This is a genomic window from Enterococcus sp. 7E2_DIV0204, from assembly GCF_002140855.1.
Lineage (GTDB): Bacteria > Bacillota > Bacilli > Lactobacillales > Enterococcaceae > Enterococcus_L > Enterococcus_L lemimoniae.
Genome location: NZ_NGKY01000001.1, coordinates 845,115 through 857,650 on the forward strand (window position 1 = coordinate 845,115; position 12,536 = coordinate 857,650).

The 12,536-nt window shown below is 38.5% G+C and carries 11 protein-coding genes; all 11 read right to left on the reverse strand.

Annotated features, from left to right (window positions below; translation table 11 throughout):
• Nucleotides 1-404: 404 nt before the first annotated feature.
• The 11 genes from lysS to A5819_RS04075 all read right to left on the reverse strand — a co-directional run bounded on the left by lysS (nucleotide 405) and on the right by A5819_RS04075 (nucleotide 12,101).
• Entirely contained in the window at nucleotides 405-1,901 is a 1,497-nt protein-coding gene (gene lysS, locus A5819_RS04025; RefSeq protein WP_086276905.1) for a lysine--tRNA ligase, read from the reverse strand.
• A 94-nt stretch (nucleotides 1,902-1,995) separates the two neighbouring features.
• Nucleotides 1,996-3,000: a tRNA dihydrouridine synthase DusB gene (gene dusB, locus A5819_RS04030; RefSeq protein ID WP_086276908.1), complete on the reverse strand. Its 1,005-nt coding sequence runs from the start codon at nucleotides 2,998-3,000 to the stop codon at nucleotides 1,996-1,998.
• 12 nt (nucleotides 3,001-3,012) lie between these two features.
• Nucleotides 3,013-3,909, reverse strand: a complete 897-nt coding sequence (hslO, locus tag A5819_RS04035; RefSeq protein WP_086276910.1) for an Hsp33 family molecular chaperone HslO — start codon at nucleotides 3,907-3,909, stop codon at nucleotides 3,013-3,015.
• A gap of 178 nt (nucleotides 3,910-4,087) precedes the next feature.
• A complete protein-coding gene (locus A5819_RS19170; RefSeq protein WP_176271354.1) occupies nucleotides 4,088-4,579 on the reverse strand; it encodes a helix-turn-helix transcriptional regulator in 492 nt (163 codons plus the stop codon).
• 127 nt (nucleotides 4,580-4,706) lie between these two features.
• On the reverse strand, nucleotides 4,707-6,869 hold the full coding sequence (ftsH, locus tag A5819_RS04045; RefSeq protein ID WP_086276913.1) for an ATP-dependent zinc metalloprotease FtsH: 2,163 nt from the start codon (nucleotides 6,867-6,869) through the stop codon (nucleotides 4,707-4,709).
• Nucleotides 6,870-6,966: 97 nt separating this feature from the next.
• Nucleotides 6,967-7,512 (reverse strand): hypoxanthine phosphoribosyltransferase, encoded by a 546-nt coding sequence (gene hpt, locus A5819_RS04050; protein ID WP_086276915.1) that lies wholly within the window; start codon nucleotides 7,510-7,512, stop codon nucleotides 6,967-6,969.
• Between the two features lie 205 nt (nucleotides 7,513-7,717).
• Complete coding sequence (tilS, locus tag A5819_RS04055; RefSeq protein WP_086276916.1) at nucleotides 7,718-9,100, reverse strand: tRNA lysidine(34) synthetase TilS; 1,383 nt, start codon at nucleotides 9,098-9,100, stop codon at nucleotides 7,718-7,720.
• 87 nt (nucleotides 9,101-9,187) lie between these two features.
• Nucleotides 9,188-9,664 carry a S1 domain-containing RNA-binding protein gene (locus tag A5819_RS04060; protein ID WP_086276919.1) on the reverse strand — a complete coding sequence of 159 codons (477 nt, stop codon included), beginning with the start codon at nucleotides 9,662-9,664 and terminating at the stop codon, nucleotides 9,188-9,190.
• Between the two features lie 43 nt (nucleotides 9,665-9,707).
• The gene (locus tag A5819_RS04065; protein ID WP_086276921.1) at nucleotides 9,708-10,175 is read right to left on the reverse strand and encodes a septum formation initiator family protein; all 468 of its coding nucleotides are present in this window, start codon (nucleotides 10,173-10,175) and stop codon (nucleotides 9,708-9,710) included.
• Between the two features lie 62 nt (nucleotides 10,176-10,237).
• The gene (locus A5819_RS04070) at nucleotides 10,238-10,513 is read right to left on the reverse strand and encodes an RNA-binding S4 domain-containing protein (protein WP_086276924.1); all 276 of its coding nucleotides are present in this window, start codon (nucleotides 10,511-10,513) and stop codon (nucleotides 10,238-10,240) included.
• Nucleotides 10,514-10,517: 4 nt separating this feature from the next.
• Complete coding sequence (locus A5819_RS04075) at nucleotides 10,518-12,101, reverse strand: polysaccharide biosynthesis protein (RefSeq protein ID WP_086276927.1); 1,584 nt, start codon at nucleotides 12,099-12,101, stop codon at nucleotides 10,518-10,520.
• Nucleotides 12,102-12,536 lie beyond the last annotated feature (435 nt).

Consider the following 12,536-nt stretch of genomic DNA (forward strand, 5'->3'; position numbering starts at 1 on the left):
ATTTTTCAAGTTTTTTTCAAACTCGAATTGTTATTCTATTTTCGTTCAGCTGTCTTTGTTTCTTGCGACAACTTCACTAGTTTATCAGGTCCGCAGCTGCTTGTCAACAACTATTTTACTGATTGCAAAAGTTTTTTTCAAACTTAAGCTGTTATATTATCTTCATCGTTTGACATGTTTCCTCGGTGCCTTGCGACAAGATATAATATACCAAGATTCTAGGCGTAGGTCAACTAAAACTTGCACTTTTTTGAAAGTTTTTTTCGTTACCGATTGTTTTATTACTTTTGTTCTTCAATGTTCGTTTTTTTCCTTTCAGGATAGGTATTCATTGTGTTTTTCTTAGTATTTTTTAGAAAATAAAAAGGGCAGATTATTACGATATAATCTGCCCTTTGATTTTTTTATCTCATTGTTGGGAATAATAGGACATCACGAATTGATTGAGCATCAGTTAATAGCATAACTAAGCGGTCAATCCCAATTCCTAATCCTCCGGTTGGTGGCAAACCATACTCTAATGCTTCAATAAAGTCTTCATCCACCCCATGTGCTTCATCATTTCCTTGTTCACGTTCTTTTTCTTGGCCTTCAAAACGTTCACGTTGATCAATTGGATCATTTAGTTCAGTAAATGCATTCGCAAATTCTTTTCCTACTATAAATAGTTCGAATCGATCAGTAAAACGACCATCTTCTGGATTTTTCTTCGCTAAAGGTGATACTTCTACTGGATGTCCGTAAACAAAAGTTGGTTGCTCAAGCGTTTCTTCAACAAATGTTTCAAAGAACTCATTTATAATATGACCAACCGTCATGTTTTGATTAATTTCTACATTGTGCTCGTTCGCAAAGGCACGTGCTTCTTCAATAGTCAGTTCTTGCCAGAAATCAACACCGGTTTGTTCTTTGATCGCTTCAACCATATGGACACGTTTAAATTCAGAGCCTAAATCGACGTCTTTACCATCATATGTGATCGTTGTTGTTCCCAACACTTTTTCCGCAGCATTACGGATAATTCCTTCTGTTAAATCCATTACATCTTTATAATCTGTATAGGCTGTATAGGCTTCTAACATCGTAAATTCAGGATTATGCGTTGTGTCGATCCCTTCGTTACGGAATACTCGACCAATCTCATAGACTTTCTCCATACCGCCGACAATCAAACGTTTTAAGTGCAATTCTAAGGCAATTCGTAAGTATAAATCCATATCCAATGCGTTGTGATGTGTAATAAACGGACGTGCCGTAGCACCGCCAGCATCATTGTGCAGGACAGGTGTTTCTACTTCTACATAGCCATTACTATCAAGATAACGACGGATTTCGCTAATGATTTGACTACGTTTCATGAAACGATCGAAACTGTCTTTATTACTAATCAAATCTAAATAGCGTTGACGGTAACGTTGTTCTACATTTGTTAAACCATGGTATTTATCCGGTAATGGACGTAGGGCTTTTGTTAACAACACAATTGTTTTCGCTTTAACCGTTACTTCACCTGTATCTGTTTTCATAATTTGTCCTGTAACACCAAAGAAGTCCCCCAAGTCCGCATGTTTAAATAATTCATAGGCTTCATCACCAACCTGATCTTTTCGTACATAGATCTGTAGTTGTCCTTCGCGGTCTTGTAAATGAGCAAAGCCAGCTTTTCCTTTGCCACGTTTGGTCATCATTCGACCAGCTACGCTCGCTGATAAATCCATCTCGCTTAATTCTTCTTTTGAGTGTTGATCAAATTGTTCATGTAATTCTTTTGAGTTATGTGTACGATCAAAACGCTTGCCGAAAGGATCAATCCCTTCTCCACGTAAATTTTCCATTTTCTCACGACGCACAAGCATTTGATCATTTAGATCTTCTGCATGCGCTTGTTGTTCATCTGCCACTTTACTTCCTCCATTCTGAAATCACATACCCCTATAATGCCACATTAAAACAAAAAAAAGCAAGCCGAATTTTTGTTTCGGCCTGCTTTTTTTACTAGATTGTTTCGATTGTATCTTTTTCTGCATGTTTTTCTGCTTTTTCTTCAAATGCATCAAGTAAATCGACCATCATTTGCTGAGTCTCTGCTTGGTTGATCGCAACTTTTACTTTAGCTGCACGAGGAATCCCTTTTAGATAGTATGAAGCATGTTGTCTAAATTCTCTCGTAGCGATTTTTTCACCTTTTAAATCAACTAGTCGTTGCAGATGTACTTTAGCCGTTTCAATTTTTTCACGCGGTGTCGGCTCAGGCATCAGCTCTCCTGTTTCAAGATATTCTTTAGTCCGCTGAATCATCCAGGGGTTTCCTAGCGCTGCTCGACCGATCATAACACCGTCCGCTCCCACATATTCAAGCATTCGTTTTGCATCTTCTGGTGTACGAACATCGCCGTTCCCCATAAAAGGGATTGTTAGATGTTGTTTTACTTCTTTTAAAACGTCCCAGTTTGCTTGACCTTCATACATTTGAACTCTAGTACGACCATGCATAGCGATAGCTGAAGCACCTGCTTTTTCTGCTGCCAAGGCATTTTCAACAGCAAATAGATGCTCTTCATCCCAACCAGTTCGCATTTTCACTGTAACAGGTAAGTCTATTGCAGAAGAAACGGCATCGACCATTTCATAAACTTTATTCGGATCTAAAAGCCATTTTGCACCTGCTTCGGCTTTGATCACTTTATTTACGGGACAACCCATGTTGATATCAATGATTGCAGCTTTAGTGTTTTCTTCTACAAATTTCGCCGCTTCAACTAGGTTCTCTTTATCTCCACCAAAAATTTGTACGCTTAATGGGTACTCTTGGTCATCGATATACAGCATATCTAAGGTTTTTTTGTTTCTTTGTTGAATTCCTTTATCACTGATCATTTCACAGACCACTAAGCCTGCACCAAATTCTTTAACCGTCACACGAAATGCTGCGTTACTGATTCCTGCCATCGGTGCAACAACGACACGATTTGGGATTTCAACGTTTCCTATTTTCCACATAGTGATTCGCTCCTATTGCTCTCGTGTATTTTTGATTGCTTCATCGCGAAGCTCGATTAAATCCGTTTCACTATAGTGATATTTATTACCACAGAATTGGCAAACAGCTTCCGCCCCGTGATCCTCATCGATCATAGCATTGATTTCGTCTAAACCTACGGCGATGATTGCTGTACCAAATTTTTCTTTTGAGCAATTACATTTGAATTGAACGGGCATTTTTTCTAAGATTTCAATTTCATCTTTACCAAGAAGGCGTTCTAAGATTCCCTCTGGTGACTCTCCTTCGTCGATCAAGCGGGAAATCATCGGTACTTCTTGTAATCGTTGTTCAATAAAATCAATTTTTTTTTCATCTGCGCCTGGCATCACTTGGATCATAAAGCCACCTGCCGCTTTGACACTTTCATCTGTATCAACCAAGACACTTAGCCCGATTGCAGATGGTATTTGTTCGGAAACAGCCATGAAATAGGTGAAGTCTTCACCTATTTCACCAGAAACGATCGGTGTTTGTCCTGAAAATGTTTCTTTTAAACCTAAATCCTTGATTACAGTGAAAATCCCTTCTGTTCCTACTGCTCCGCGAACGTCAATTTTACCACTTTCGTTTAGCGTCAAACTAACATGTGGATTTTTTATATAGCCTTTAGTATTACCACTACCGTCGCTATCAACAACAATACTTCCTGCTGGCCCATTTCCTTGAACTTTTACAGTTAATTTATCTTCACCTTTTAATGTTGCTCCAAGTAATAAAGCGCCTACCATCGTTCTGCCTAATGCTGCAGTTGACGAGCTCCATGTGTCATGACGTTTTTGTGCTTCTGAAATTGTATTTGTTGCGCAAACTGCATAAGCGCGAATCGATCCTTCATAACATAATGCTTTAACTAAGTAATCTTCCATTTTTATTTTCCTCTTCTCACTTGGGACTTTTTCTGACTCATTATCAGATAATACTAGGGTTTCACTCTTTTTTCAACTAAATAATGTTGATTCAAAGAAAAACAAACAACCTCTGCCAGCCTAAACTGATAGAGATTGCAGACTTCTTTTGAAGAGTAATAGACCTTAGGCGCTCAAACTAGTTTGAGTAATCCTTTGAACGGTTCAAGGGAAAATAACTCCTTAACATGATATACATTAAAATCGTACAAACTAATACGATATAAAATGCTTTAGTATTTAATGAATACATGTAGATAGAATAGCCAGCGATAACTAGCGGAATCCCCACATATTGCACGAATGGATTCTGCCATTTTCTTTTTCCTATTATCCACATCATACGCAATGGTAAAAATAAAATGCCAAAAAAGACGAGCCCCACAAATTGAGTAAGAACACTTTTTATACGGAACATCATTTGTTTCCTCCTTTTTTCTTCTTCTGTTTTGTATTGCCACTTAAACTGTAAAATGGTTTCTAACAAATGCAACGATACTTGGTCTGGCAGACTTTTTCCTAGTTCCCATTTCGAGATTGTTTGACGCGTGACATATATCTTGTCTGCCAATTGTTGTTGTGTGATACCTGATTCAATTCTTTTTTCACGAATTAATTCGCCTAAAGTCATTCCACTCGCTCCTTTAAATTTAATACTTACCTTACTCAAAATACAGCAATAGCGAACGTTGCGCACGCAACAAATCAAAAAATCTCTGTTAAACTCGTTTAGTGAGCTCAACAGAGATTCTATTTTCTTATTTGTAACGATCATCAAAGTTATTACGGTCATATTCAGAATCTGTCTTACGTTCATCATCAGTTTTCGTTTCTGATTGAACTTGTTCTTCTGTTTTTTCGCTGTCCGCTTTTACTTCTTCTGCTTCGTCATGTAATTCTTTTTTCGCTTCTTCAAAATCTTGTTTTTCTTCAGCTTGTCTTTGTGCATCTTTTTCTTCTAATGCACGTTTTGCTTCTTCAAACGTTTGAGCTTTTTCGCTAGGGAATTGGCTATCAATAACGTCTTGAGGCATAACCCCTTCTTCAAACAATGATTTGATACTGCGGGCATCTAACGTTTCGAATTCCAACAGTTTTTCAGCAATCAGCTTGTGTTGCGCACGGTGAGATTCGATGATTTCACGTGCTTTATCATGAGCTTCCATCAAAATACGACGTACTTCTTGATCGATTTCAAAGGCAACTTGTTCAGAGTATGCTTTCGTTTGACCATAATCACGACCAACAAAGACTTGATGGTTTCCTTCATATTGAACTGGACCTAATTTGTCGCTCATTCCATATTCAGTTACCATACTACGGGCAATCCCAGTCGCTTGTTCAAAGTCATTAGATGCACCTGTTGATTGAACATTGAAGATAATTTCTTCAGCTGTACGACCACCAAGTAAACCAACGATTTGTTCAAACATGTCTTCTCTAGTCATTAAGAATTGATCTTCTTTTGGTAAAGCAATCATATAACCACCAGCGCGGCCACGAGGAATGATCGTTACTTTATGAACAACGCGAGCACGGCTTAAGACTAAACCGACAATTGTATGTCCAGCTTCGTGGTAAGCAACCATTTCGCGTTCTTTTTTGTTGATGACACGATCTTTTTTCGCAGGTCCTGCAATGACACGATCTTCTGCTTCATCCACATCAGATGCATCGATTTTCTTCTTATTACGACGAGCTGCAACTAAAGCGGCTTCGTTTAAGACGTTTTCTAAATCTGCACCAGCAAAACCTGGTGTTTGTTGTGCTACTACTTTTAAATCAACATCGTCAGCCAATGGTTTGTTACGGGCATGAACTTTAAGAATTGCTTCACGGCCTTTCACATCAGGACGACCTACTAAAATTTGACGGTCAAAACGACCTGGACGTAATAAGGCTGGATCTAATACGTCTGAACGGTTGGTTGCGGCAACAACAATAACACCTTCGTTACCATCAAATCCATCCATTTCCACAAGTAATTGGTTAAGGGTTTGTTCACGTTCATCGTGTCCTCCGCCCATACCAGCACCACGTTGACGACCTACTGCATCGATTTCATCGATAAAGATGATCGCTGGAGCGTTTTTCTTCGCTGTTTCAAATAAGTCACGGACACGGCTTGCCCCGACACCGACAAACATTTCAACGAAGTCTGAACCCGAGATAGAATAAAACGGTACGCCTGCTTCACCGGCAACGGCTTTAGCAAGTAATGTTTTACCTGTTCCTGGAGGTCCTTCTAGTAGAACACCTGCTGGTATGCGGGCACCTAATTCAACGAAACGGCGAGGATCTTTTAAGAACTCAACCACTTCAACTAATTCTTGTTTTTCTTCTTCAGCTCCTGCTACATCGGAGAAGCGTACGCGGTTGGCTTTTTTATCTGCTTCTTTGGCTTTTGATTTACCAAAGTTCATGACACGGCCGCCACCACCGCCACCGCCGCCTTGTTGTCCCATCATCATATAGAATAGGAAGATGAACAATACGATCGGTAAGAAACTAAACAAGATAGAAAGCCAAGCACCACTTGTTGATTGTTCTTTTACTGTAAGTTTTACATTGTTGTCTTTAGCCATATCTTGGATACCAGACAATGTGATATCACTCGGTAGGACAATTGTTGTAAATGATTTTGTCGAAACTTCTGTTGATCCCCATAAAGAAAGACCGCCAGTGTTTTTGATTTCTTGTTTTTCTTTGTACTGACCTGTGATTTTAAACACACCATTTGTTGGTTGGATTGTCAGTTCTTTGACTTTGCCTTCCTCTAATTGAGTACTAAAAGTCGAGTATTCGATATCTGGTGATTGGGGATTGTTATTTCCAAAAATGAAATATACAACCATAACCATCGCCAAAATCAGCAATACGTAATATAGGCCATTTTTCATGCCACCATTCTTTTTATTCATGCCTGTCCTCCTTTGACTGCTGCTCGTAATTAATTTTACGGTTTATTTTATCAATTCTGACCTTTACATTGTAACATAACTAAATCTAAGAGAGATATTAATTTGATTCATAGATTTCAGGTTTCAATACGCCTACATAAGGGAGATTTCGGTATGCTTCTGCATAATCCAATCCATAACCCACAACAAATTCGTTTGGCACATCAAAACCAACGTAATCTGCAACGATATCAACGACACGACCTTCAGGTTTATCCAATAGAGTCACGATTTTCACAGATGCTGCTTTTCTATATTTAAATAAATCTACGAGATATGCTAACGTACGGCCGCTGTCAATAATATCTTCTACGATCAAGATATCACGTCCTTCAACATTTGTATCTAAATCTTTGATGATTTTTACTTCACCAGAAGATACAGTTGCGTTGCCGTAACTCGATACAGCCATAAAATCCATTTCTAAATGCGTGTCGATGCAACGTGTGATATCAGCCATGAAAGGTATCGCACCTTTTAAAATACCGATTACTAACGGATTTTTACCTTGATAATCTTCTGTTAGTCTTTTGCCAAGTTCAGTTGATTTTTCAAGAATTTGTTCTTTTGTAATCAAGACTTGTTTAATATCTTTCTCTAACATATTGCTCTCCCTTTCCTTATAAGTTCGACCTTTAACTCCTTGCAGTTCTCCTGAGAGGTAGATAAAGTCGAAACGATAGTGTAGTGTTTCGTTGCCCTAAACAGATATGCTTGTACGAGCAATCACTTTTTTTCTGACTTTTAAGTCGTTGTTTCTGATTTTTTATGTCCTTTTGCTTCTTTGAATAACAGTATTTTTTTAGTTTTTACTGTTTTACTTTATAAAGGAGCCTGTAGAGTATTTTATCAGTTTCTTTAGGAATACTCAAATAGGAATTTACAAACTGTGGAATCCAAATAATCTGCTCTTGCCCTGATAGAACGACCCATGCTTGCTCTCTGATCGAATTAGGTATTTTACGATCGATAAATATCCGCTTCAAGCGCTTTGTCAGCTCTGGAGTCAAAGCGATTTTATCTCCGTTTTTTCGTCGACGAATCGTTAATGGTAAAACAGTTTGTCCACTTATGAGCAAAGAAAATTCTGCCCAATCCTTGGTAGACTCTGGCACCTCAAGTGTTTTCCCTGTTACTTCCAAACCGACCCATTCTTTTTCAGATAGAAAAAAGTGCTCGTTTTCATTCAAATAAAATACGCTCTCATAATTTACAGGTTGCTTTTTTTTCAGTAATAGCATGTCATATTCTTTTACAACCTGCCAACCTTGTTCCATATCTAATGATAACTGGGGAGCGGAACGATTTAGCATTGTCAATAATTGTTGAATCTGCAATTGGTTTATCTTTACACCTTTAGGTACGATTGTTCGTTGAAATAAAGTCATTAGGAAAAATGTTTGGATACTTTTTTGCTCCCGTTTCAAATCAGATAGTTTAACCTGCCAACCTTCTGTGGTTGCTTCTACCCATCGTTCATATTTTGGCTCTATCACGGACTGAATAAGTTGATCAGCCAACGAGACTTGCTCACTAAAATCTATGATATGCTGCAAAAATTTGGGGTTTTCTTTTTTTAAAAGTGGCACGATTTGATTTCTGAAGCGATTACGCAAATAGGTATCACTCCTATTTGAATCATCTTCAAAATACACGATTCCTGATTTTTTAGCGAACTGCGTCAATTCTTCTTTTGAAAATAATAAAAAAGGACGAATCAATTCTCCAATTCCAAACAGCTGTACGTCTCTAATTCCCACTAAGTTAGGTAAGGCACTGCCTCTTGTTAGTTTCATTAATACAGTTTCAGCTTGATCATCACTATGATGAGCAGTCATAAGCGTAGGATAGTTTTCTCGCTCCATAATTTCTTTGAAAAAATCATAGCGAAATTTGCGAGCCCGTGCTTCTATATTTTTTGTCTTCTCAGGTTCTTCCCATACTTTGCTATAGTAAGAAATGGCTTGATCTTGACAATAGTTTCGCAGGTACTTCGCTTCTGCCTCTGATTCTCCCCGTAACTCATGATTGACATGGGCGACTGCTAATTCTAGCTGGTCTTTTTCAGCAGCTATTTGCATAAACCTCAACAAAACCATTGAATCTACTCCGCCGGAAACCGCCAGTACTATTTTTTGCTTTGGCAGCCAGTATTCATTTCTTTTACAATGATTGTAAAATTCTTGAAACATCTACTCACCTCTTGGTTTCATAGTTGATAGACCCGAAAAAAATGCTCAAAACACAAAAGCCGAGCTTTCGCTCAGCTTCGATATTTATTAGTTACGGCGTCCACCGCGTCCGCCACGTTTACCTTCTGTATTACGCTTCAATGAAGTCAAACGGTCGTCACTATCTTTTAAGAATGAGCTCATCAATGAGTCAAAATCTTGTTTTGAGTTGTTCATTGGTTGCGCTCTTGTAAATTGTTTTTTAGGTGCTGGACGTGATCCACGGTCACGATTAGCTTGATAGTCATTGTTATCACGACGTTGATATTCACGCTTTGGTTCTGCAGCTTGTTCTTGTGCTTTACGAATCGATAAACCTACTTTACCGTCATCACCGACTGAGGTAACTTTTACAGTTACTTCATCCCCTACGGTCAATACATCATGGATATCTTTTACGAATCCATTTGACACTTCACTAATGTGAACCAACCCTGTTTTTCCTTCACCAAGATCGATGAAGGCACCAAAATTAGTGATACCAGACACTTTTCCTGGCAACTTCGCTCCTACTTCAATTGACATAAAAAAAATGTTCCTCCTATTATTTACCCTATTATATCTGCAGTTATTCGCCTGATTGTTTCTCAGTTGAATGAGACTGTGATTGACTCTCTTGCCCTGATTGTTTTTGCTCATTACTAGAGCTAGTCGTTCCGCCTAACTCTGGAATGTTGTAAATCTGTTCGCCTTCTTTTGAGACATAAAAACGGCTACGAGCAAGTTTCGCCACATAATCGTCATCTCTTAAAAGCGCAACATCTTGTTCCAATCGATTTAACTTTTTATCCGCTTCTGCTGACTCAGCTACGGCTTCTGCCTGCTGTTTTTTAAAGGCATTCAACTGTTGATAGTCTTGCATTAGCTGGATACCCGAAACGATAAAGATCACAAATGCCACGAGAAAAACAACAGCCAGACGTCGGCGTCTGAAAATCAGCTGCTTTTGCTGTTTTTGAAATTCGGCATACTGTTCTTTAGTATACTCATTATCTAAGGCAGCAACTTTTTCCACGTCTTTTTTCTTTTTACTCATGTTTTCCGCTCCACTCGTTTTTGGTTTGTCTGTCTTATTATACCAACATCTAAGAAGCTTGTCTAATCTAAATTATCACTATTTTCGACTCTTTTCTCTGAAATAACCTGATACATCTTTTCTGCATCTTCTTTTTTCGTTGAATCACGAAGTTCAAGAACTTCGATTTCTAAGATTTTATTACCAAATTGGATTTTGACTTGATCACCAATTTTGACATTGCTTGATGATTTCGCTAGGATACCATTGATCTGGATCCGGCCTTTGTCTGCTACTTCTTTGGCTACAGGTCTTCTTTTAATAATTCGTGAAACTTTTAAAAATTTGTCTAAACGCATACCCTTACCTCTTCATTCTTAATATTTTTGCTCCAAACGGTAATGTTAGCCATTCCCGAATTGTAAATAGTTTAATTTTAATAATGATATAAATAAATGTTCCGCCACCGAGTAAAACTCCGATGATGGTGATCAGCAACGCCTGTCCACGATGACTAACCACTCCTAGAAATAGAGCAATCACGCCTTGATAACAGAGTAACACAAATCCCATTGATCCTAAACTGATAATCAACTTTCTAGTGAAATGATTTTCAACAGCAAAGTGATTGATTGCTTTTTTGGAAAAAAGGATCAAGAAAAATAGCGTTGCGATTAACCCCGCAATGGTTGAAACGCTCGCTCCAAGTGTTCCCCAAGCAAACGTCAACGGGCTCGTTAAAAAGAGCTTTGTCAGCAAGCCGATTCCTGCTGATACCATAGATACGATAAAACGATTTTGACTTTGTAAAATACTTTGATATGCTTGGATAATTGCCATAAAAGCAATTGAACATACATATACACCTAAAACACCGTTTCCCTGATAATCTTTGAACAAAGCAAAGTTCATATAAGGAAGTAATAATGCTAACCCGATCGATGCAGCAGCCGCAATCGTTGTTGTTAAACGTAAAAATATTTTAGCGGCTTGTAAAAACCGACCTTCTTCTCGACTCATAAAATACTTTGTTAACGCCGGTAAAAAACTTGAACTTAAGGCTAGCGCAACAACCAAGCCTAATTGAACTAAAGGCTGTCCTCGATCATAAACACCTTTATCTATTTTCGCCGCTGAATCACTGATTCCTGCTGCGACTAAGGAATTTTTAATCAAAAATGAATCAATTAGTTGAAAGAGAATCAAAAAAGCACTGTATAGCGATACCATTCCGCCTTCTATGACTAAACGACCAAATAGTTCTCCAGAACCTTTTTCAACTTTCCATTGCGTCAGATACGCAGAACTTCCCACACGGATTTTCCGATCATAATACCAAAGAATCCCTGCTGCAACAATCCCACCTAACAATGCACCGCCCATCGCGATTGTTCCTGTCTGATACACCGACCAACCAAACTGACTAAAAGAGTAAGCCGCAATCAAGATCACACCCACTCGAACAATTTGTTCCATCACTTGAGAAACAGCACTCGGGATCATCAATAAGTGTCCTTGAAAATTCCCTCTATAAAAAGATAGGACAGGAACCAACAAGAATGTAAAAGAAACGACTTGAATCAATGAAGCTAAGCGATAGTCTCCCATCATAAAGGCAATTTCATGACTTCCTAAAAAGAAAAACGCCCAACACAAACCGGCAATCATAAAAACAAAGGGAAACAGCTGTTGTAAAACCTTTTTCTGCCCACTAATATCTGATTGCTCCGCTACTACTTTTGAAATAAACTGTGGCATCCCTGACAATGCTAAGGTCATCGCAATACCATAGATTGGATACACTTGTTGGTAGACATAAAAACCTTCATCACCAACTAGATTTTGAAAAGGCACACGATAAACTGCACTTAACACTTTGGCAATAAACGATGCGACCGTTAAAATCGCCGCCCCTTGCATCATCGACCGCATTTCTTTGTGCGCCATTGCATTACCTCCGATTCTAAAAGCTGAATGAGCCCGTTTAGTCTCGACTGAAAAATAGAAAAAATCGATTGAGGTGCTTTTGCCTCACTCTATTTTTATCTTTTTCCCGAGAGACTAGCTCATGAAGCTAGATAAGTTTAAAAGCTGAACAGGCTCGTTTAGCTCTGACTGGAAAATAGGAAAAATTGACTGTGACGCTCTTGGTCACATGCGATTTTTATCTTTTCCCCGAAGAGCTAGCCTGTGAAGCTGGATAAGTTTAAAAGCTGAATGAGCCCGTTTAGTCTTGACTGGAAAATAGGAAAAATCGATTGAGGTGCTTTTTGCCTCACTCTATTTTTATCTTTTTCCCGAGAGACTGGCTCATGAAGCTAGATAAGTCTAAAAGCGTAACAGCCCCGTTTTCATTTTGCCTTAACAGTTACAGTCTTATAC